This is a genomic window from uncultured Tateyamaria sp. (genome assembly GCF_947488715.1).
Taxonomy (GTDB): Bacteria; Pseudomonadota; Alphaproteobacteria; order Rhodobacterales; family Rhodobacteraceae; genus Tateyamaria.
The window spans coordinates 311,925-333,214 of sequence record NZ_CANLAG010000003.1; the positions used below are offsets into that span (position 1 = coordinate 311,925).

A 21,290-nucleotide genomic window follows, 5' to 3' on the forward strand; every position below is an offset into this window, starting at 1 on the left:
ATGCTCACAACCGAAGAATACCGTGCCATAGCCAATGACCTGTCGCCCGCGACCACCGCGTTCATCGACGGAGGGTTTCGTCCTGCAGAGCTGGGCGGCACCTTTGACAGCGTGAACCCCGCCACCGGGGACGTCATTGCGCAGGTTGCGGCCTGTGGTGCTGTGGATGTGGACCTGGCCGTGAGCAAGGCGCGCGCGGCCTTTGATGATGGGCGCTGGGCGCGTCTGCACCCGTCTGCACGCAAGGACGTGCTGATCCGCCTGTGCAAACTGATGACGCGCAACGCCCGCGAACTGGCCGTGCTGGAAAGCGTGGACAGTGGCAAAACGATTTATGATTGCGAAACGGTGGATATCCCCGAGGCGATCCATTGCATCAAGTGGCACGCCGAAGCCATCGACAAGATCAACGACACCGTGGCCCCCGCATCCGATGATCACATCGCACTTGTCGTGCGCGAACCCATCGGTGTGGTGGGTGTGGTGCTGCCGTGGAATTTTCCGCTGCTGATGATGGCGTGGAAAATTGGCCCGGCACTCGCGGCGGGCTGTTCGTTAGTGCTCAAACCCGCCGAAGAAACGTCGCTGACCGCGCTGCGACTGGCCGAGCTGGCGATGGAGGCGGGCCTGCCGCGCGGTGTCCTGAACGTGGTGCCGGGTACGGGGCCTGACGTGGGTGAACCGCTGGGGCGGCACATGGATGTCGACATGATCAGCTTTACCGGCAGCACGCAAACGGGCCTGAGGTTTCTGGGCTATGCCGCTGAAAGCAATGCCAAGGAGGTCGTGCTCGAAATGGGGGGCAAGAACCCCTGTATCGTGATGGACGACGCCGAAAACCTCGATCTTGTGGCCCAGCACATCGTCAACGGCGCGTTCTGGAACATGGGCGAAAACTGCTCTGCGATTTCCCGCCTGATCGTGCACGCCGACATCAATGACGCGCTGCTCGACCGGATTGCCGCCCATATGCGCCACTTGCCCGTCGGGGACCCGCTGGACCCCGAAACCAGGCAGGGGGCCTTGGTCAGCGAAGCGCACTGTAGCAAAGTGCGCGGGTATCTGGATCAGGTCGGCACTGCGCGGATCGGCGGTACGTCTGATGGGCCGTTCTTTGACCCGACAGTGGTCGAGGTGGCGCCAGACAGCACATTGGCGCGCGACGAGATTTTTGGCCCCATCCTGTCCGTGATCCCGGTGCAGTCCTTTGATCAGGCCATCGCTGTCGCCAATGACACCGACTATGGCCTGTGCGCATCGCTGTTCACCGCCAACGCCAAACGGGCGATCCGTGGCGCGCGCATGATCCGCGCAGGCACCGTCACCGTGAACAGCTATGGCGAGGGCGACATCGCGACCCCCTTTGGCGGGATGAAAATGTCGGGCTTTGGCGGGCGGGACAACAGCCTGCACGCCCATGACCAATACACCCAGCTCAAGACGATCTGGATCGATCTTTCCGACGACGCAGAGGGTGCCGTGGCGTGACATTTGTGGCCCGGCGCCTGCCGTCGCATCGTGGGCAAGCGGCATGGGCGGAGATTTTGGGGCCCGGTGCGCGCTATCCCCGGCTGGAGGGCGATTTGAACGCCGATGTGGTGGTGATCGGCGCGGGCTTTGCGGGCCTGTCAGCGGCCCGCCGGGTCCTGCAACTGCGCCCAGATGCGCGGGTTGTGGTCCTTGAGGCGGGGCGCATCGCCGAAGGGGCCGCCGGGCGCAATTCCGGTTTTATGATCGACCTGCCGCATGATCTGGCATCCGAGGACTACGCGGGCGCAGGCGACGACCGCACCCTGACCCGTCTCAACCGCGCCGCCATCGCCTTTGGGCAAGAGGCAGTTGCTGAATACGGCCTGTCGCGTGACGTGTTCGACCCGGCGGGCAAGGTCAACGGCGCAGCCACATCGCAAGGCGATGCACACAACCGCAGTTATGCCAAACATCTGGCCAACCTGTCGGAGCCGTCGGAATGGCTGGACGCACAGGCGATGCACGCGCTGACCGGATCGCGCCACTACCGCTCAGGGCTCTACACGCCGGGAACGGTCATGTTGCAACCGGCTGGATACATCCGCGGACTGGCCGCCGGGGTGCAACAGCGCGCACGGGTGTTTGAAACCAGCCCGGTCCTGTCGTTCACGCGGGCCGGGCCGTCCTGGACCCTCAAAACCCCCAAAGGACGTGTGGTTGCCGATCAGGTCATCACCGCCGTCAACGGTCATCTGGAGAGCTTTGGCATCGCGCGCGGACGGCTGTTGCAGCTCTTTCTCTTTGCGTCGATGACCGCACCGTTGGATGCGGATGCTCGGGTCCGTCTGGGCGGTGCCGCGCGATGGGGTGTAACCCCGTCTGACCCGATGGGAACGACCATGCGCCGGATTGATGCGGGGCAGGGTGGTCACCGGATCATCACCCGCACCGCCGCCGTCGTGCGCCCGTCGCTCGTGCCCAAAGCCCACGACATGCGCCGCGCCGCGCGCCTGCATGTTCAGAAATTCACCGAACGCTTTCCGACTCTGTCGGGGGTAAAACAGCAATACACGTGGGGCGGTCATCTGTGCCTCAGTCTCAATGGCGTCGCCCATACGCGCGAGGTCGACCACAACCTGTTCAGCGCCTGTGTCCAAAACGGCCTTGGCACGGCGCGCGGGACACTTACGGGGATCGCGGCGGCTGAACGCGCATGTGGTCATACGTCTGACATCACCCGCTATTTCGATGCCGAAGATGACCTGAAACGCCTGCCACCCCAACCTTTTGCGACATGGGGTGCCAATGCCTTTCTGCGGTGGAAAGAGTGGCGCGCGGGCGCGGAATAGCCCGCACCATGCCGGTTCAAAACGTCTGGTTCAGCGCGTCCTCGGCCGGGATCTCACGTTCGCGCCGAGCGATATAGTCCCGCAACGCCTCGTCAACGGCGGGGTCCAACGCAGGCTCTTCATAGGTGTCGAGCAGTCCTCTGGCGTGGGTCAGGGCGCGCTCTGTGATCTCAACACCGCCTTCGGCCTGCCACTGCTCAATGGAATTGTTGTCGAACAGCTCCGGCATGAAAAACGCGGTTTGGAAGTTCTCCTGCGTGTGCGCATGACCCAGATAGTGACCACCCGGCCCAATGTCGGACACGGCGGCCAGAGCGGTGTCAAAGTCGTCCCACTGGACCCCCTGCGCCATGCGGTAGGCCATCGCGCATTGCTCGGCGTCGACAATGAATTTGGCCACCGAACAGTGCATGCCCGCCTCGTTCCAACCCGCCGAATGCCAGATGTAATTTGCGCCTGCGTGCATCACGGCGGACAAGGTTGTGGCGCTTTCGTACCCCGCCTGAGCGTCAAATGTCTTGGCCCCGCCCAAGGTGTTCGACGTGCGCCACGGCACGCCGTAGTGGCGCGCCATCTGCCCGATCATGAAATTCATCATCGAAATCTCTGGTGTACCGGCCATCGGTGCGCCGGACTTCATCGAAACGGTGGACAAATAGTGGCCGTAGATCGCGGGCGCGCCGCGCCGGACCACTTGTGTATAGGCCAGCGCCGACAGCGCCTCGGCGTTCAACTGCGCCACAGATGCGGCCACCGACGCAGGCGTGTTCGCACCCCCCAGCACAAAGGGCGAGCACAGCACAGGCTGGTTGCGTTTGCTAAAGGCGCGCAAAGCCCCGAGCATCGTCTCGTCCCAGACCAGCGGCGAGTTCCCGTTGCAATTGCCGGTCGTGACCGGGTGATCGTCCATGAAATCTGCGCCAAACAGAATGGCACACATGTCCATCACGTCCTCGGCGTTCTTTGGGCTGGTGGTCATGCCCATGAACGTTTTGTCCGAGTGCTTCATCGACGAATAGGTGATCGCAAGATGTCGGTGACTGATCGGATGATCATAGGGTTCGACGATGTGGTGCGCCGATGAATGCAGGGCGGGCATCATATGGCTGAGCTTGTGAAACATCGCCAGATCGTCAAGCGTCGGATTGCGCCGCACGTCGTCCAGATCGCGCAGAAACGGCGCCCCGGTCATGGGAACAAAGATGCTGTTGCGCCCACCCAATCGCACGTTTTTGCGCGGGTCACGCGCGTGGTAGGTAAAGTCCGACGGAATGGTCGCAATCAGGTCGCGCACCAAACCGCGATCAAGGAAAACCGTTTCCCCAACCACCTTGGCACCCGCCGCGCGCCAATCAGCCAGCGCGATATCATCACGAAACACGACGCCCACATTCTCGAGGATGTCCATCGACGCGGCGTCGATGCGCTCCACCTGCGCGCCGTCCATAATCTCGCACCAGGGCAGGGTGTTTGACAGTCCAGGCAGCATCGCGACGTTGGGTGCGCTGCGCAATGCGCGGCGGCTGGCACGGCCACCAGAGCGGGTACGGGGTTGTGACATGTGGGCCTCCCTGTTTCTGGAAACAGGGAACACTGTCACGGGTCAAAGTGTCGGCCCGCATACGAAGCAACTGGCCTCAGAGCGACGTCGAGGTGGGTGGCCGCGACTGCGCCCGGCCGGGTGATCCCGGCCAGACGCCTTGGCGATAGGTTTGGATTAGAGGGTCGGCATCTGAATGGTGCCGGTATACGTGTCGTCGATGTAGACATCAAAGCTGGTGCTGCCGAACGCGAAATTGCGCTCGATCCGCACAGTGCCATAGCGTGACGCCAGCGGTTTCATCGGCACCCGCGCGCGTTTTGCAAACACAGGGTTCTCCGCGTCTTCCTGCGGCTCGGTCCGTCCGATCAGCTCATTGTTGAGATAGACGTCGTAACCCGTGATCACCAACCCGTTCTCGATCTGGCTGATTTCGGTTTTGATGACCTGACCGCGATGGTTGATCGCACCGGTCGATGGCACTTCGCAAGCAACAAGAACAAAGGCAAAAACGAGCGCAGCAACAGCGCGTGAAACAAGACGTATCATGGTATGGGGGGCTTTCGTAATTGTGGTTCCACGGGTGTGGTATCAAGCGTCTGTTGCGTGAACAAGCGCCCACAATGCCGCGGTTTTATTACGGTTTTACGACACGCGAACCGGTGCGCATGATCCACCGGGCGGACGCAAAACGTCCCGCCCAAACAGGCCGTATCATGGTAAAACCCAACAGTCGCGAGCCGCCGCGCCAAGCGGTTCAGGCGGTCGCCATCCCCAACCCTGACAACGCGCGGATGTGGGTGATGATCTCTTCGACCCCGGTGCCGTGGCGCAGCGCGGCAAAGACAAAAGGCCGCGCGCCGCGCATCCGTTTTGCGTCACGGTCCATGACGTCCAGCGATGCGCCCACGTGGGGGGCCAGGTCGGTCTTGTTGATGATCAACAGGTCGGATTTGGTGATCGCAGGCCCGCCCTTGCGGGGGATTTCCTCGCCCGCAGCGGTGTCGATCACATATAGGGTGATGTCCGCCAACTCTGGCGAGAACGTGGCCGACAGGTTGTCGCCGCCGCTTTCGATCAGGATCGCCTCGACCTCCGGGTGACGCTCGCGCATCTCTGCCACGGCGGCCAGATTGATCGACGCATCCTCGCGGATCGCTGTGTGCGGGCATCCGCCGGTTTCCACCCCGATGATCCGGTCCTGCGGCAGGATCTGGCGGCGCATCAGCTCTTCGGCATCCTCGCGCGTGTAGATGTCATTGGTGATGACCCCGATCGAATGTTGGTCCTTGAGGGCAGCGGCAAGGGCTGCGGTCAACGTGGTCTTGCCTGCGCCCACGGGGCCGCCAATCCCGATGCGAAGCGGACCGTTCAACTGTGTCATGTGCGGAATATCCTGTGTGTCAGCGTTTCATGGCGCATGGCCGCGATATCCGCGGCAAAGCTTGTGGCGGACAGATCGTCCAACGTTGCGGTCTCGGCCCGTGTGGCCGTGTCCGTGATGACCGGTGTCAGGGCGGCCAACACCCGCTGTCCGTCGGTCTGGCCCAGGGGCATCGCACGCTGTGCCACCGACACAAGGTTCGATGCAAAGGCGTGCAGATACATGGGCAAGGTCTCTGCCAGCGGGATGCCCATGATCCCCGCCGCACGCCCAACCGCGACCGGATAGGTCAGCCCATCAATCTCGACGCCCCAGACACTGCGCGCCGTCTGGCAAAAGGCAGCGCCTTGCAGGTCGGTCTCTTGCAACCGCTCTGCGCTGGCCGCAAAGGCGCGCGCGGCAGCTTCGGCGTCCGCGCCCGTATCGGCCCTGTGCGCCACGGCCAGCAACACCGCATCCGCCCATCCCGACCCGTGCTGGACAAGCGGGGCAAGCCAGTCCTGCAAACTGGGCGCATCCGTCACAACACCATCGGCAATCACCTGCTCGAGCCCGTGCGAATAGGCAAACGCCCCGACCGGAAAGGCGGGCGACAGCCATTGCATCAGGGTCAGCGCGTGGCTCATGTGTGGCTGTGCGAATGATCGTGCCCGTGGGTGCGCCCGTGACCATAGGCGCCACCTTCGGGTGTGAATGGCTCGACCACCTCGCGGGTCGAGGCGCCGATCTTGGACAGCATGTCGGCCATCACGTGATCCCGCTGGATCAGCAGGCGGGTGTCTTCGATCTGGCACGGTGTGTGCCGGTTGCCGATATGCCACGCGATCCGGTGCAGGCTGTCGCCCGTGACCTCAAGCAAGGGTTCGCGGGCCGCCCGCACCTCGATTTCGGCCTTGTCGGTCGTGATGAGTGCCCCACCATGATCGAGCGATGTCGTTTGCGGCAGATCCACCAGCAACTGCGTGCCCGAGGCGAGCGTCAGAACCTTGCGGCGCAGAAAACGATCCTCGTAGGTGAGTTGCACATGGTCCGCCGGCGTGGCGTGGGTGTGATTGTGATAGGTCTGAGCTGTTTGCATTGGCTGATCATTGGTGCTGAGGGCAGTCCCCGGCCGCCGGGTGGGGGAGTAGCCCCCGCCCGGGGGGGGGCGGTCGGGGGCTGCCCGGCCAAGGGCCGGGCATCTAGTTAAGAGTTAACCGCTCGCTGTTCACAGGTATGTACGGCCTCATTTTGTATTTTGTCGTGAATGATACCTAAAATCACACCGGAGGCATCTACCATAAACTCGGGTGGGAAGTATTCAGTCCTGTCGCCTACAGGGTAGCGAAGGATTAACGTGTCCTTGTGCGCACCCATGCCGGAAAACACATCATTCAACCAATATAGGTGCGTTTCAAAAAGCTGGTACTTGCTGTCTGTGACGCGCCAATGTTCCGGGTAGTTCCAAAAAATAGACTCTTTTTCGGCTTTGCTTCGGACGTCCACCATATTGTTATCCTCCCAAAGGCAGCGCAATTTGTGTCCGTACTTGTTCTTAAGAGTTTCTGGTGCCTCTCCTTTGGCGACCAAAAGGCCTTTCATACCTATCTCGAGCGACAAGGCGAGGCAGTTGAGAGCAGGTATGTCCAAAAATTCTGGCGTGAGCCAAGGTTCCGACGGGTCAAGCACAGTGAGCTTCCTTGCCGCTGTCAGGTAAGATAATGCCAGTTCGTGATATCGCTCTGCAAGGGCGGTCAAAACAAGAAATACCGCTGCGCCATTGGCAGCACCTCGGCGGGGGTGCAGGTCAGCAGTTCGCCATCGGCGCGGACTTCGTAGGTTTCGGGGTGCACCTCAACATGCGGGGTCGCGTCATTCAGCTTGAGGTCTTTCTTGCCAATGTTGCGCGTGTTCTGAACGGCCACGGTATCCTTGGCTAATCCCAGCGACGCACCGATCCCCTCTGCTTGCGCTGCGGCGGACACAAAGGTGACGGCAGAGCGTTCGACGCTGCGCCCATAGGCCCCGAACATGGGTCGCGTATAGACCGGCTGCGGCGTGGGAATGGATGCATTCGGATCGCCCATCTGGGCACAAGCGATTGTGCCGCCCAACAAGACCATCTCGGGCTTGACCCCAAAAAACGCGGTGTTCCACAGACACAGGTCAGCCCGCTTGCCCACCTCGATGCTGCCAATCTCATGGCTGATCCCATGCGCAATCGCCGGGTTGATCGTGTATTTCGCAATGTAGCGGCGCACACGCATGTTATCGTTGTCGCCGGTTTCTTCGGGCAGGGGGCCGCGCTGTTTCTTCATCTTGTCGGCGGTCTGCCAGGTGCGGATCAACACCTCACCCACGCGACCCATCGCCTGACTGTCCGACGCGATGATCGAAAACGCACCCATGTCGTGCAGGATGTCTTCTGCGGCAATGGTCTCACGCCGGATGCGGCTCTCGGCAAAGGCCACATCTTCGGGGATCGACTTGTCGAGGTGGTGGCACACCATCAGCATGTCGAGGTGTTCCTCGAGCGTGTTCACGGTAAAAGGTCGCGTCGGGTTGGTCGACGAGGGCAAAACATGCTCTTCCCCGCAGATCTTGATGATGTCCGGCGCGTGCCCGCCGCCAGCGCCCTCAGTATGAAAGGCATGGATCGTCCGGCCCTTCATCGCGGCCACTGTGTTCTCGACAAAACCGGACTCGTTCAGCGTGTCGGTGTGGATCATCACTTGCACGTCCATGTCGTCCGCCACCGACAGGCAGCAGTCGATGGCACCCGGCGTCGTGCCCCAATCCTCGTGCAACTTCATCGCACAGGCGCCGGCCTTGATCTGTTCCTCAAGGGCCGCCGGCAGCGACGCATTGCCCTTGCCCGCAAAGGCGAGGTTCATCGGGAACGCATCCGCCGCTTGCATCATCCGGCCCAGATGCCACGGGCCGGGTGTCACGGTCGTGGCCAACGTGCCGTGCGCAGGGCCGGTGCCGCCACCCAGCATCGTGGTCAGGCCGGAATGTAGCGCGTCCTCGATCTGTTGGGGGCAGATAAAGTGGATATGGCTGTCAAACCCACCCGCCGTCAGGATTTTGCCCTCGCCCGCAATGATCTCTGTGCCGGGGCCAATGATAATGTTCACACCTGGTTGTGTATCTGGATTGCCCGCCTTGCCCATAGCGGCGATGCGACCGTCCTTCAGGCCGACGTCGGCTTTGTAGATGCCCGTCCAATCCACGATCAGCGCGTTGGTAATGACCGTGTCCACAGCCCCCGCCGCCCGCGTGACCTGAGACTGCCCCATCCCGTCGCGGATCACCTTGCCGCCGCCAAACTTGACCTCTTCACCATAAAGCATGGCGTTGTCGCCACTGCCCCCGGTGGAGGCCGCACCGGCCGCTTCGGCAGTCAGGTCGCGCTCGACTTCAATGAACAATTCGGTGTCGGCCAGACGCACCTTGTCGCCCACGGTGGGGCCAAACATGGCAGCATAGTCGCGGCGGGGGATGGATGTGGGCATTTGTTACGCTCCGTTCACGTTTTGCAATTTCCTACCCACCGTGGAAACGAAAAAAACGTTCAAATACAGATATTTGATTGCTTATTGTGCACGGACTAGTACGGAAAATTCCGGTTTCTTTTTGATGAGAAGTGCATCTTATGCCGGATGTCTTGTCGAAGTGATTCGACTCAATCTCATGGAGAGGCATCCAGTGTCGAGCACAGCATTTTGGCTTCAAGCCATCGCCTACACGATATTTATTTTCGTAATAGTCGGCCAGTACCGTGGCTGGTTTTGAATTCTGCACTCGGGCCGCGCGGCGGATCAGATCACGCCCGACCCACCCTTTAGTCGGGCGTAATCCACTGTTCAGCGCAGGACAAATCATGCTCCGAACACCGCATCAACCGGCACAAGCATGGCCGACACGGACCCATTGGTCTGCATCGCCATGCCGATCACGGCCAGCACCTCGGCGCTGGCCTCCGGGGCATTTATCAGCAGTAAGGTCGCCATCACACCATCGCGAAGATGCGGGCCGGACCACCGGTCCCACCCGGATGCGTCGGCGCACCCACAACCAACGTGGCACCCGCTGCAGGGACATTGTCCAACCCGGCCAGGTTCTCGATCCCATAGCGCCCCGCAGGCAACCACGCATAATGCGTCGCAAAATCCGCCGACGGCCCGTGATCCAGTGACAGCGTATCTACCGCCATCGCCGCCGCCGTGGTCTCTTCCAGCAACATCTGCGTGGCTTCCGGATGGAAGCCGGGGAAGTGTTTCACATCCGCATCGTCATTGCCCACATAGGCCGCAGCATCGCCCGACTTGGCCGCCCAGCCGGAGTGCATGGCGATGCACGCCTTGTCCGGAATGTCACCATTGGCGGCGATCCACGCCTTCAGATCCTCCGGGGTGACCTGCGTATCCGCATTTTCAGCGGCCCGCGCGGCAATGTCGATCACGCAAAGCGGGATCACCAAATCGCTCACCGGAATCTCATCCACAGACGTGCCATCGGCCGAGAAATGCAGCGGCGCATCAATATGGGTCGCCGTGTGCTCATTGATCGCCAGATTGAACAGGTTGAACCCGTGGTCGGCAAAGTTGAACTGCTGTTCCATCGAAATGCCCGGCACACCAAAGAAGGTCGGGAAATCAGGGCTCAGCTTGTGCGTCATGTCCACAACACCGCCGTGTCCCGCAGCCATCGCCGCCGGAGCCGCAGTGACACCGACCGTCGCTGCCGCACCAGCTACCGCCGCCGTGCGGAAAAAGTCGCGCCGCGACAACATCCGCTCCTTCACCGCCTCCATCACACAAATATCGCACATCTTATCGTCCTCCTTTGGGTGTCCAGCCGCCGCAACCGCTCAGAGCGGCCCCATGACCTGTTGGTTGAACCCATAGACCGCGCGCGCGCCACCAATGGGGATCAACCGCACATCACGCGCCTGTCCCGGTTCAAACCGGACAGCGGTGCCAGCAGCAATGTCCAAACGCATACCACGCGCCGCATCCCGGTCAAAATCCAACGCGCCATTGGCCTCGCCAAAGTGATAGTGACTGCCAACCTGTACCGGACGGTCGCCCGTGTTCGCCACATGCAGCGTGATGGCCACAGCGCCCGTGTTCAACTGGATGTCACCCGCTGCGGGGATCACCTCACCTGGGATCATCGTGCCGTCTCCTGCTTAATTGTTCCAAAAATATGCAAATCCATCATCGAATAGGATTGTGCACGGTCACCAGCTTGGTGCCGTCGGGAAAGGTCGCCTCGACCTGCACATCATGGATCATCTCCGGCACGCCCTCCATGCACTGATCGCGGGTGATCACCTGCGCGCCGGCCTCCATCATGTGCGCCACCGAATGACCGTCCCGCGCACCCTCGACAACGGCATCGGTGATCAGCGCAATCGCCTCCGGGTGGTTCAGCTTGACGCCGCGCGCCAAACGCTTGCGCGCCACCTCTGCCGCCATGGCCACCAACAGCTTGTCTTTCTCTCTGGGGGTCAGTTGCATAGTCTAAAGTCTCCAGCACAGCGGCAAACGACCGCCTGTCACATGATCCAGGATGGGCAACAAATGTTGCCGCAACAGGTAGCCCGACGGGGCCAGCATCCGCAGCACCAGCACGTCAGGGGCCAAAAGGCTTGCGCCACCGCTGTCGGGCAACAGCGCGCGCAATCGGTCCAGATGTCGCTCGGCCTCTGGTGCAATGAACGTCAGGCTGACCATGGCTGTGGCGCCACCGCCCACGGCACTGCCCAGCATCCGGGCGCTCATGTCGCCCGCCAGACGCCAGGCGTCCTGCACCAGGGGCACGCCGTCTCGCAGCACCGAAATACGGTCTTCAACCAGCCCGGACACTGCGTTCTCGCCCATGGCAATCCGGCCAATGCACAACGGCTCAACAATCAGCGCCCGCGCACCGGGTGCCAGATCGCACCGCAGGGACCGGCGCAACGCGCACCCGTCAAAGACCAGCGTTTCCTGCGGCAACCACCACAGCGTTGCACCGTCCTCGACCGACAGCTGTGTCGATATGCGCCCGATCTCGCCTGGCTGCGCCCGGTAGGCCCGCTCGCAGGCTTGCGTGGTCAGGGTCAGATGTGTGCGGGTCCCCGCCGTTGCGGCATAGCCAAAGCGGTCGCCGCCCGTCACACCGCCGGACGTGTTCAACAAAACGCCCGACAGGCCCACATCAGCACGCGGAAACACAACCTTGGACGCGCCCTGTTGATACAGGTCGTCAATCACCGTCTGGCCGTCGCGCGCCTTGGTGGTCAGGCGCACGGATCCAATCGCGCGCGGTTGCGCAACTGGCGAAACAGGGATGGGTGTCTGAGCAGTCATGGGCAGGGCAGCGGCCTTCGTATTACGAGGATAAGACCACCCTCCGCCCGCCGGGGCCAGCTTTGCAGCATCAGAGTGCCGGATTTCCCGCACTCCCGCTCAAAATTTAGGCACCCAAGAGGTGCACGAACCTTTCAAACACGCCGCAACAGATAGGTGTCCATGATCCACCCATGCGCCGACCGTGCGACGGCGCGTCGTTCTATAATGCGCGCACTCACATCAGCCAGCCGTCCGGCCTCGAGGATCTGCTCGGGCATGCCCAGATAGGCCCCCCACCAGATGTCAAAGCCATCCCCATCAAGCGCCTGAAAAGTACAATCCCCGTCCAGCATGACCACAAGCGTCTCGCAGTCCGCAGGCCAGCCGTGATCCCGCAGACGCCGCCCGGTTGAAATGGTGACCGGTGCATTGAGCGTGTTGAGCGGAATGGCATGCGCCGCCGTCAGCGCCTGCACAGACGTGATACCCGCCACGACACGCAGTTCCGGCTGCGGGACGAGCCGCGCGGCAATGCGCAAGGTGCTGTCATAGAGCGACGGATCCCCCCAGACCAACAACGCCACCTTTTGGGCGGTTGGGTGTTGCGCCATGGTTGTCGTCCATCGGTGCGCAATCTCGTCATGCCAGGCGTCCACGCGGGCAATATAGGGCAGGGTGTCGTCCCGCACGGGCATGTCGAATGTGGCAACCGGCGCACCTGTGCCGCAAACCTCGTCGATGATCCGCATGCGCAGCCCAGCCAGATCGGACTTGCCTGCACCTTTATGCGGCACCAGAAAAAGGTCGGCTTCGGCCATCACGCGGCGCGCCTCACCGGTCAGGTGATCCGGGTTGCCAGTGCCGATGCCGATCAGGAAAAGCTGGGTCATGTCATGCAAAAGGGCCGCAACTGAGGCGGCCCTTCCTGTCGTTGGATCAATGCGTTACGCAGCGCTGTAGAGGCGCTTGTTGAACAGGCCGCCGGTCTTGGCACCACGCAGTGCCTTGGCCCCGGCCAGCACGCCCAGATCGGCAATCGGCTCGATCAGAACAACCAGCATGTAGGCGGCCCCAAAGGTCATCACCGACGCCATGTTTTCAGCGCCAAAGCCCTGACCATAGATCGCCCAGAACGCGACCCAGGCCACCACACCACCTTGATAGATGGCGGACATCTTGAGCACCTGGGCATAGTCCAGATCCACATAGGCCGTCGCTTGCGGCACAATCCGTTTCGCCAACGCGTGCACGGCGAACAGCGGGAACAGCAGCGTGGTCATGTTCACAAAGAACATCGGCATATCGGAGGGCGCAAAGAACGTGCCTTGCATCAGCAACCCGAAGACAAGGCCAAAGGCCGCAGCAGCAGGGCCGAGCAACAGGAACAGGGTTGTGCCAAGAATGAAGTGGACCTCGGAAATGCCAACGGGGAAATGCGGCAGGATCTCGAAGAACACAAATGTGCCGACGGTCGCCAGAACGGTCCGTACCGCCAATGACGCAAATGCGTGCTGTTTCAGGTCGTCCGCGGCCAGCTTGAAGCTATAGCCCGCGCCCGCAGCGGCGGTTCCATAGGCCAAAGCCATTTTAGCGCCGTCTACGACACCCGGTTCGATATGCATGTTAGTCTCTCCTCGCCACCACCCCGGCGGCCTAATGTTCCGGTCACCCGGTGTTGCGTTCCATGACGGCAGGTCTCCTGACTGCCGGGTCGCTGCGGGGCCGGACCTTCCCAACGCGTGTCGCGTCAGTGGTTCATGCCGGGCCGCTCGCCGGTCACAGTTGCGGGGGCAGTCCGGGATTTGCACCCGGTTCCCTTTTCAGACCCCAAACGGGGCCACCATCACATCGTTACGTTTACATTGATTCCCAAGTCGGACAAGCGCGGAAGCGGCATTTGACGACGCGGAATGGCCATTGGTGCATAAGCATATTTGCAGAACAATGAAGGGAGAGCGGACGCCCTTGGCTTCATTGTTCCTAAAATATGCAAATCAGCCCTCCGCCAGCGCGCCGTAAAGGATCAGCGCGGGCGCTTCACTCACGGATGTGGCCAACCGCATGGCCAGATTTGTGACCGTTGTCCTGTGCAGGGCCTGGGCGGGTGTTGAAACCCCCTCGGCCAGCAGCGCGGGCGTGTCAGCGGGCAAACCAGCCTCGATCAGCATCGCGGCGAATGCGGGAAATGTCCGTTGTCCCATGAACACAACCGTCGTGGCTTGTGCGTCCGCCAGTGCCGCCATGTTGAGGTCTTCGGGCAGCGCCCCACGCACATCGTGGCCGGTGATGAACTGGACCCGCCGCGCAGTCAGCCGCCGGGTCAGCGGAATACCCGCCGCAGCCGCCGCCGCACAGGCAGATGGCACGCCCGGAATGATCTCAAACGGAATGCCCGCCGCCTTCAGCGCATCCGTCTCTTCCTCCAACCGCCCAAACGTGCCGCCATCGCCCGATTTCAGTCGCACGATCCGTTGCCCGTCTTGCGCATAATCCACGAGCAACTGGCTCACATGGTGCTGCTTTGGCGACGGGCGGCCCGCCCGTTTGCCAACCCCAACCAGGTCGGCGCCGGCGCGTGCGTGGCTCAGGATCGGTCCGGCGCTCAGATCATCAAACAGCACTGCATCCGCCCGCTTGAGCCGATCTACGGCTTTCAACGTCAACAGTTCCGGATCGCCCGGACCCGAGCCAACAAAGCTTACGAAACCCGTCATCCGGTTTCTCCGGTGATGAGGTGAAAGAACGTCCCGGTGACATGCCCACGCCACGACCCGCTTTGAGCGGCCGGATTGCCATCGGCATCAAACACCTCTGCCAGCGGGGCGTCCGGTTGGTCGAGGATCGACGAATAGTGAAACTCATGTCCCCGCAGGGCCGCGCCCCTGTCGAAACCGGGGATTGGGTGGGACAACACGGCCCGCCTGTAGCCCAGGTTGAACTTGCGCTTTTCATACGACGTTTCGAGGCCCAGCAGCCCAACCATCTCGTGACGCACGCCGTCCTTGTCGGTCAGACCTGCGCCCAACGCCATGTACCCGCCGCATTCACCGTGCACGGGCTTGGTTTGCGCATGGGCGCGCAGACCCGCCTTGAACGACGTGGCCGCGGCCAATGTGCCTGCGTGCAGTTCAGGGTATCCGCCGGGCAACCACACCAGATCGGCGTCTGGTGCAGGTGCTTCGTCGGCGAGGGGGGAGAAGGGCAGGATCTCTGCCCCCGCGGCACGCCAGCCTGTCACAAGGTGCGGATAGGTAAAGGAAAACGCTGCATCGCGCGCCAGTGCAATCCGTTGCGCGGGTGGCGCGGGCAGCGGGTGTGGCGCGAGAGCCGGGCCTGCGCGCGCCGCTGCCCTGATCGCATCCAGATCGACATTTTCGCGCAGGAAATCGGCGTAGCCTGCGATTGCGGCCTCAAGATCGGGGTGTTCAACCGCTTGGATGAGGCCAAGATGCCGTTCGGGCAGTTTCAGATCACCGCGCCGGGGCAGACAGCCCAGCACCTTGATGCCTGCCTGTTCCATGCCAACCCGTGTCAGCCGCTCGTGCCGGGGGCTGGCGACGCGGTTCAGGATCACACCAGCAAAGGGCAGATCGGGGTTGTAGCTTTTGAACCCGAGCGCGGTCGCCGCCGCCGATTGCGCCTGTCCACCCACGTCAATGACCAGCACTACGGGCCAGCCCATCGCCAGCGCGGTTTCGGCGCTGGACCCAAACCCGGTCTGCCCGCGTGTCGCGACGCCGTCGAACAGGCCCATGGACCCCTCGGCGACACAGATGTCCGCCCCTGCCATCTGAGCACTGATGCCACCCAAGAGGCCCTCGTCCATCGCCCAGGTGTCAAAGTTGAACGACGCGCGCCCCGCTGCGGCCCGGTGAAAGGCCGGGTCGATATAGTCGGGGCCGGATTTGTAGGGCTGCACCGTCAGACCGTCATCACGCAGCGCCCGCAGCAGGCCCAGCATCACTGTCGTCTTGCCCGTGCCAGAGGCGGGTGCGGAAATCATCAGGCCGGGTGGGGTGTTGGGGAACTCAGTCATCGCCGTGGCTCCAGCTGGCCCAGGGGCTGTCTGCAGTTTGGGGGCGGTACCGGCGGTCATAGTCCGTTGAATAGAGGCAGCTTTCGTCAAAGCTTTCTGCGCCGATGGCGCGCCCCACAAGGATCAGCGCGGTTCGGCTGATGCCTGCGTGCATTGCATCCTTGAGGGTTGCGAGCGTCGCGTGGATCACCTGTTCGTCTGGCCAACTGGCGCGGTAGACAACCGCCACCGGGCATTCCGCGCCATAGGCAGGGGTCAGGTCTGTGATCACCTGGTCGAGATTGCCGATGCTGAGGTGAATGGCCAGTGTCGCGCCTGTTGCGGCAAAGTTTGTGAGCGTCTCGCCCTCGGGCATGGAGGACGCGCGTCCGGGCGTGCGGGTCAGCACCACGGATTGTGCAATGCCAGGCAGGGTCAGTTCGGCTCCAAGTGTGGCCGCTGCGGCGCTAAAGGACGGCACGCCGGGGGTCACGGTAAAGGGGATGCCCGCGTTTTTGATCCGCCTCAATTGTTCGCCCATCGCGGACCACACCGACAGGTCGCCAGAGTGCAGGCGGGCAACGTCCTGGCCCTTGCTGTGCGCGGCCTCGATCTCGGCCATGATGTCGTCGAGATCCATGGCGGCCGTGTTGACCACGCGGGCGTCCGGCGGGCAGTGGCCCAGAATGGCCTCGGGCACCAGCGACCCGGCATAGAGGCACACAGGGCAAGCCGCGATCAGGTCGCGTCCCCGCAGGGTCAACAGGTCAGGCGCACCGGGGCCTGCGCCGATAAAGTGAACGGTCATGTGTCTGGTCCTTGGGCTATGGCGCAGGTGGCCATGCGGTCGTCTGAGATGTGGCGGGTGGCAATCAGTTCGGCGCCAAGGCCTGCGCCTGCGAGGGCGGAGGCTTCGGCCACAGACCCCGTGCGGCGCATCAGGCGGCTGAGAAAGGACTGCGTCTCGGTCCTGGCCGCTTCGAGCGGTTGCGGTTGGATCGCGGCGATATCCCAGCCCTGCGCCTGTGCAAAGTCGAGGATCGCCGGGTGGGCGGCCTTGTCATGTGGCACCGCGATCCGGTCAATGTCCGCGTTACAGCCGGTGGCGGACAGCGCCTGCGTCAGACTGAGCGCGGTTGCTCGGGTGGTAAAGCCAAAGCCTGCGACGATCATCGTGTCAGGCTCCATTGAACGACGGGGTAGGCCGAGGACCAGCCGCGTTTGGGTCCCAGCGGGGCCGCGTGGCTGAGGGCGATGCGCATGAGGTCGCCGCCGTGTTCGGCGTGCATCGCGGCCAGCAATGCCTCGCCTTCGAGCGTGACGGCGTTGACGACAAGGCGTGCGGTTTGGGACAGCGTTGCGGTCAGCAGCGCCTTTGACAGACCTCCGCCGACAAAGATGGCATCGGGTGGGGGCAATCCGGACAGGGCTTCGGGTGCGGCGCCGTGTTGGACCGTCAGGCGGTGTGCGACGCCAAGCTTCTCAGCATTTATGGCGATGCGTTCGGCGCGGTCCGCGCGCGGCTCCACGCAGGTGGCGGTGGTGGTCGGGTCGGACAGCAGCCATTCGAGGGCGATGGATCCGGATCCGCCGCCGATGTCCCACAAATGTTCAAAGGGCTTGGGCGCGAGGGTCGACAGCGTGATGGCGCGGACCGGTCGTTTGGTGATCTGTCCGTCATTGAGAAACGTGTCATCGGTCTGGCCCGCGGCTGTGGTCAGCGCAGCGCCGTCGCCCGTCACTTCGATGGCGGCGCAGACCGGATGCTCGAAGGTGCCCCGTAGGATGTTGGCGGTCTGGGTGATGATCTGTTCCTTGGGTCCGCCGAGATGTGCCATCACGTGCAGGGTGCTGTCGCCGAACCCGTGGCCGCACAGAAAGCGGGTCAGGTCGCCCACTGCGTTGCCGTCGCGCAGGGTTACGATCAAACGCTGGCCCTGTGCCAAGTGGCGGCGCAGGCGCGCCATGGGGGCGGCGTGCAACCCCAGACAATGCGTGCGTTCAATCGGCCACCCCAAACGGGCCGCGGCCAGTGAAAAGCACGACACGCCCGGCAATGCTGTCCATTCATCCGGACCAAAGCTGCGGGCGAGGACCGCGCCAGCGCCGAACCAGAACGGGTCACCCGAGGCCAGCACAACCACTCGCTGACCGCGCAACGAGGCGAGGATGGCGATGCCATCGGCATAGGGAACAGGCCAAGGGATGAGATTTGTCCCCGCGGGGACACTTGTGGTTAATGGCGCGTTAACCACCAAATCCAGATGGCGTTGCGGGGCCATGATGACGTCGGCCTGTGCAAGGGCGGCTTGACTTGCGGCACTCAGGCCTGCAACTCCGTCTTCGCCGATGCCGATGATTGTGAGCCAAGGGTCAGACATGCGCGCCAACCTCTTGATCCTTGCCGGAACCATGGAAGCGACGGCCATGGCCAATGCCGCCGCAGAGGCGGGGATGGCGGGTGTTGTCAGCTTTGCAGGCCGTGTGGACCGCCCCAAACGTCAGCCGCTGCCGCAGCGGATCGGCGGCTTTGGCGGTGCGGCTGGGCTGGTGGAGCATCTGCGCCGCACAGAAACCACCCACGTGATCGACGCCACGCATCCATTTGCCGCGCAGATGAGCCGGAACGCAGTTGTCGCCTGCGCGCAAGCCGATGTGCCGCTTGTTGCGCTGACCCGCGCGCCCTGGACGCAGCAAACCGGCGACAGATGGAGCCACGTGCCGGACATTGACGGTGCGGTCGCGGCGCTGGATCAACCGGCACGGCGCGTCATGCTGGCCGTGGGGCGGATGCATCTGGCAGAGTTCGCGCCCAATCCGCAGCATTTCTATCTGTTGCGGCTGGTTGATCCGCCCAAGGACCCGCCGCCCTTGCCGGATCATCATGTGCTGGTATCGCGCGGCCCCTTTACCAAGGCGGATGACACGGCGCTGATGCAAGCGCATGGGATTGATCTGGTTGTGTCCAAGAACGCAGGTGGCACCGGTGCCTATGCCAAGATTGCCGCAGCGCGTGCGCTGGACCTGCCGGTTCTGATGATCGACCGGCCCGCCGTGCCAGAGCGGCAAGAGGCGCATAGCGTGGCGCAAGTGTTTGACTGGCTGCGTCATTCCGGTGTCGACCTTGGGGTGTAGACAATCGGCGCGCCGTCACGGTCAATGATCCGGGTGCGGGACGAGCCGACGATGACCATCGTGCGCATGTCGGCCATGTCCGGTGTGGTGTCGGGCAGGGGGACGATTTTGATCTCTTCGTCGGGACGCGTGACGTTGCGGGCAAAGATGACGGGGCGGTTATCGCCACAGGCGTCCTTGAGCACGTCGAGCGTGCGTTCAAACCCTTCCGGGCGGGACTTGGACCTGGGGTTGTAAAAGGCCATGGCAAAGTCGCCCTCGGCCGCGAGGCGCAAACGCTTTTCGATCAGCGCCCAGGGTTTAAGGTTGTCGCTGAGGTTGATGGCGCAGAAATCGTGACCCAGCGGCGCACCGCAGCGGGCGGACGCGGCGAGCATGGCGGTGATGCCCGGCAAGACCGAGATATCGAGGCTGCGCCAGTGGGCGGGGCCAGCTTCGACTGCCTCAAACACGGCGGCGGCCATGGCAAACACGCCGGGATCGCCCGAGGACACCACGACCACCTTGCGCCCGTCGCTTGCCATTTCGAGCGCGTGGCGCGAACGGTCGATTTCAACGCGGTTGTCGGAGGCGTGCAGCGTCAGGTTGGGGCGTTCCGCAATGCGCGCCACGTAGGGGATGTACCCCACGATGTCGGTTGCCTCGCCAAGGATATCCGACACTTCGGGTGTGATCAGCGCATCATCGCCGGGGCCAAGGCCCGCAATGCGCACCCAACCTGTCACGGGCGGCGTCCTTGGCCATGGACCACGATGATCGAGAAATAGGGCGTCACCTTGCCTTCGGCCTCGGCCAGTTTCTGCACGGTTTCGCCGGGCATGGTGGCAAATTCGACCAGATAGGCGTCTTCGTATTTGCCTGCCTGTTGCAGGGCGCGGCGCACCTTGTCGATGTTGCGCCCGATCTTCATCACCACCAGTGCGTCGGCCTGTTCGATACCGCGCTGCAGCGTGTCTTCGTCCAATGTGCCCATCAGCACGGTCAGGATGTCGTCACCCCAGGTGATCGGTGCGCCCGTGGCGGTCCAAGCCCCGGACATGCCGGTGATGGCAGGCACCACCTGGACCGGGACGTGCGGTTTGAGGCGGGTGTAGAGGTGCATGAACGAGCCGTAGAAGAACGGATCGCCTTCGCACAGGACAACGACGTCCTCGCCGTTTTCGGCCAGGCCGCGCACGTGGGCGGTGCAGTCGGCGTAAAACGCGCTGAGCATTTCGTTATAGCGCGGATCGGTCAGGGGGATTTCGGTGGTGACAGGGTATTCCATCGGGAACTCGATGGCATCGGTGTCCAGCATCCCGTTGACGATCTGGCGCGCCTGTCCTGCGCGCCCGGCCTTGCGAAAGAATGCCACGTGGCGGGCATTGCGCACCAGCCGGTCCGCCCGCACGCTCAGCAGGTCCTGTGCGCCGGGGCCAAGGCCCACGCCGTATACGGTGCCGGCGCTCACTCTTTGCGGCTCGCGATGGCGTTGACGGCGGCGACTGTGATGGCGCTGCCGCCTAGGCGGCCCTGCACGATGCAGCAGGGCACGGGCTGGTCAGCCCAGAGCGCGTCCTTGCTCTCTACCGCGCCGACAAAGCCGACGGGGCATCCGATGATGGCCGCGGGGCGAGGGCAATCGGGGTCCTCGAGCATGTTGAGCAGGTGGAAGAGGGCCGTGGGCGCGTTGCCGATGGCGACAACTGCGCCTTGCAGGTGCGGGCGCCACAGCTCGAGAGCGGCGGCGGAACGGGTGTTGCCCATTTCGGCCGCCAGTTCGCGGACGCCATCGTTGTGCAGTGTGCAGATCACCGGGTTGTCAGCGGGCAGGCGCGGGCGTGTGATCCCTTCGCTCACCATGCGGGCGTCGCAGAGGATCGGCGCGCCGTTTTCCAGCGCCGTGCGGGCCGCATCGACAAAGCCCGGGGAAAAGCGGCAATGCGCCTCAAGCCCAACCATGCCAGCGGCGTGGATCATGCGGACGGCCACCTGTTCCTCGTCCGGGGCAAAGCGGCCCAGGTCGGCCTCGGCGCGGATCGTGGCAAAGGATTGCAGGTAAATGGCCGCGCCATTGGTTTCGTAGGTGTAGGGCATG

25 protein-coding genes and 1 riboswitch are annotated in these 21,290 nt (G+C 63.0%); of the genes, 3 read left to right on the forward strand and 22 right to left on the reverse strand.

All coding sequences use genetic code 11. The features are described from left to right. Together Q0936_RS09370 and Q0936_RS09375 are read left to right on the forward strand one after the other, a co-directional pair. Complete coding sequence (locus Q0936_RS09370; protein ID WP_299294507.1) at positions 1–1,488, forward strand: aldehyde dehydrogenase; 1,488 nt, start codon at positions 1–3, stop codon at positions 1,486–1,488. After that, a complete protein-coding gene (locus Q0936_RS09375) occupies positions 1,485–2,819 on the forward strand; it encodes an FAD-binding oxidoreductase (protein WP_299294509.1) in 1,335 nt (444 codons plus the stop codon). Before Q0936_RS09370 ends, Q0936_RS09375 begins: the two co-directional genes overlap by 4 nt. Before the next feature lie 16 nt (positions 2,820–2,835). Here Q0936_RS09375 and Q0936_RS09380 read toward each other — a convergent pair whose 3' ends face one another. From Q0936_RS09380 to cbiE, 19 genes are all read right to left on the reverse strand, one after another. Next, positions 2,836–4,380, reverse strand: a complete 1,545-nt coding sequence (locus Q0936_RS09380; RefSeq protein WP_299294511.1) for a trimethylamine methyltransferase family protein — start codon at positions 4,378–4,380, stop codon at positions 2,836–2,838. A gap of 156 nt (positions 4,381–4,536) precedes the next feature. After that, positions 4,537–4,908 carry a hypothetical protein gene (locus tag Q0936_RS09385; RefSeq protein ID WP_299141574.1) on the reverse strand — a complete coding sequence of 124 codons (372 nt, stop codon included), beginning with the start codon at positions 4,906–4,908 and terminating at the stop codon, positions 4,537–4,539. Positions 4,909–5,116: 208 nt separating this feature from the next. Then, positions 5,117–5,743: an urease accessory protein UreG gene (gene ureG / locus Q0936_RS09390; protein WP_299141573.1), complete on the reverse strand. Its 627-nt coding sequence runs from the start codon at positions 5,741–5,743 to the stop codon at positions 5,117–5,119. Next, positions 5,740–6,369, reverse strand: coding sequence for an urease accessory protein UreF (locus Q0936_RS09395; RefSeq protein WP_299298183.1), 630 nt, complete (start codon positions 6,367–6,369; stop codon positions 5,740–5,742). The genes ureG and Q0936_RS09395 overlap by 4 nt, the downstream gene beginning before the upstream one ends. Beyond that, entirely contained in the window at positions 6,366–6,821 is a 456-nt protein-coding gene (gene ureE, locus Q0936_RS09400; RefSeq protein WP_299298186.1) for an urease accessory protein UreE, read from the reverse strand. The genes Q0936_RS09395 and ureE overlap by 4 nt, the downstream gene beginning before the upstream one ends. Positions 6,822–6,928: 107 nt before the next feature. Then, a complete protein-coding gene (locus Q0936_RS09405) occupies positions 6,929–7,411 on the reverse strand; it encodes a hypothetical protein (protein WP_299378053.1) in 483 nt (160 codons plus the stop codon). Between the two features lie 65 nt (positions 7,412–7,476). Next, positions 7,477–9,237, reverse strand: a complete 1,761-nt coding sequence (gene ureC, locus Q0936_RS09410) for an urease subunit alpha (RefSeq protein ID WP_299298067.1) — start codon at positions 9,235–9,237, stop codon at positions 7,477–7,479. Between the two features lie 366 nt (positions 9,238–9,603). Then, positions 9,604–9,735: a hypothetical protein gene (locus tag Q0936_RS09415; RefSeq protein ID WP_299298065.1), complete on the reverse strand. Its 132-nt coding sequence runs from the start codon at positions 9,733–9,735 to the stop codon at positions 9,604–9,606. Next, on the reverse strand, positions 9,735–10,556 hold the full coding sequence (locus tag Q0936_RS09420) for a cyclase family protein (protein WP_299298063.1): 822 nt from the start codon (positions 10,554–10,556) through the stop codon (positions 9,735–9,737). The genes Q0936_RS09415 and Q0936_RS09420 overlap by 1 nt, the downstream gene beginning before the upstream one ends. A gap of 39 nt (positions 10,557–10,595) precedes the next feature. Next, a complete protein-coding gene (locus tag Q0936_RS09425; RefSeq protein ID WP_299141565.1) occupies positions 10,596–10,901 on the reverse strand; it encodes an urease subunit beta in 306 nt (101 codons plus the stop codon). A gap of 43 nt (positions 10,902–10,944) precedes the next feature. Continuing rightward, complete coding sequence (locus Q0936_RS09430; RefSeq protein WP_299141564.1) at positions 10,945–11,247, reverse strand: urease subunit gamma; 303 nt, start codon at positions 11,245–11,247, stop codon at positions 10,945–10,947. 3 nt (positions 11,248–11,250) lie between these two features. Continuing rightward, the gene (locus Q0936_RS09435; protein WP_299298061.1) at positions 11,251–12,081 is read right to left on the reverse strand and encodes an urease accessory protein UreD; all 831 of its coding nucleotides are present in this window, start codon (positions 12,079–12,081) and stop codon (positions 11,251–11,253) included. A gap of 134 nt (positions 12,082–12,215) precedes the next feature. Next, a complete protein-coding gene (gene cobF / locus Q0936_RS09440) occupies positions 12,216–12,953 on the reverse strand; it encodes a precorrin-6A synthase (deacetylating) (RefSeq protein ID WP_299141560.1) in 738 nt (245 codons plus the stop codon). Between the two features lie 54 nt (positions 12,954–13,007). Beyond that, the gene (locus Q0936_RS09445; protein WP_299298059.1) at positions 13,008–13,685 is read right to left on the reverse strand and encodes an energy-coupling factor ABC transporter permease; all 678 of its coding nucleotides are present in this window, start codon (positions 13,683–13,685) and stop codon (positions 13,008–13,010) included. A gap of 49 nt (positions 13,686–13,734) precedes the next feature. Next, positions 13,735–13,923, reverse strand: a riboswitch (cobalamin riboswitch). Positions 13,924–14,057: 134 nt separating this feature from the next. Next, positions 14,058–14,777, reverse strand: a complete 720-nt coding sequence (cobA, locus tag Q0936_RS09450; protein WP_299298057.1) for a uroporphyrinogen-III C-methyltransferase — start codon at positions 14,775–14,777, stop codon at positions 14,058–14,060. Further along, entirely contained in the window at positions 14,774–16,099 is a 1,326-nt protein-coding gene (locus tag Q0936_RS09455) for a cobyrinate a,c-diamide synthase (RefSeq protein ID WP_299298055.1), read from the reverse strand. The genes cobA and Q0936_RS09455 overlap by 4 nt, the downstream gene beginning before the upstream one ends. After that, positions 16,092–16,886, reverse strand: a complete 795-nt coding sequence (gene cobM / locus Q0936_RS09460) for a precorrin-4 C(11)-methyltransferase (protein WP_299298053.1) — start codon at positions 16,884–16,886, stop codon at positions 16,092–16,094. The genes Q0936_RS09455 and cobM overlap by 8 nt, the downstream gene beginning before the upstream one ends. Then, entirely contained in the window at positions 16,883–17,251 is a 369-nt protein-coding gene (locus Q0936_RS09465) for a cobalamin biosynthesis protein (protein WP_299298051.1), read from the reverse strand. The genes cobM and Q0936_RS09465 overlap by 4 nt, the downstream gene beginning before the upstream one ends. After that, entirely contained in the window at positions 17,248–18,459 is a 1,212-nt protein-coding gene (gene cbiE / locus Q0936_RS09470; protein WP_299378056.1) for a precorrin-6y C5,15-methyltransferase (decarboxylating) subunit CbiE, read from the reverse strand. The genes Q0936_RS09465 and cbiE overlap by 4 nt, the downstream gene beginning before the upstream one ends. Between cbiE and Q0936_RS09475 the strand changes: the two genes are divergently transcribed. Beyond that, positions 18,458–19,213, forward strand: a complete 756-nt coding sequence (locus Q0936_RS09475) for a cobalt-precorrin-6A reductase (protein WP_299298793.1) — start codon at positions 18,458–18,460, stop codon at positions 19,211–19,213. The two genes, cbiE and Q0936_RS09475, sit on opposite strands and share 2 nt — an antisense overlap. Here Q0936_RS09475 and cobJ read toward each other — a convergent pair. The 3 genes from cobJ to Q0936_RS09490 are packed head-to-tail and all read right to left on the reverse strand — an operon-like array spanning position 19,186 to position 21,289. Beyond that, positions 19,186–19,938 (reverse strand): precorrin-3B C(17)-methyltransferase, encoded by a 753-nt coding sequence (gene cobJ / locus Q0936_RS09480; protein ID WP_299298787.1) that lies wholly within the window; start codon positions 19,936–19,938, stop codon positions 19,186–19,188. The genes Q0936_RS09475 and cobJ overlap by 28 nt on opposite strands. Next, positions 19,935–20,663, reverse strand: a complete 729-nt coding sequence (gene cobI / locus Q0936_RS09485) for a precorrin-2 C(20)-methyltransferase (RefSeq protein WP_299298785.1) — start codon at positions 20,661–20,663, stop codon at positions 19,935–19,937. Before cobI ends, cobJ begins: the two co-directional genes overlap by 4 nt. Beyond that, on the reverse strand, positions 20,660–21,289 hold the full coding sequence (locus Q0936_RS09490; RefSeq protein ID WP_299298783.1) for a precorrin-8X methylmutase: 630 nt from the start codon (positions 21,287–21,289) through the stop codon (positions 20,660–20,662). The genes cobI and Q0936_RS09490 overlap by 4 nt, the downstream gene beginning before the upstream one ends. Between the last annotated feature and the right edge of the window lies 1 nt (position 21,290).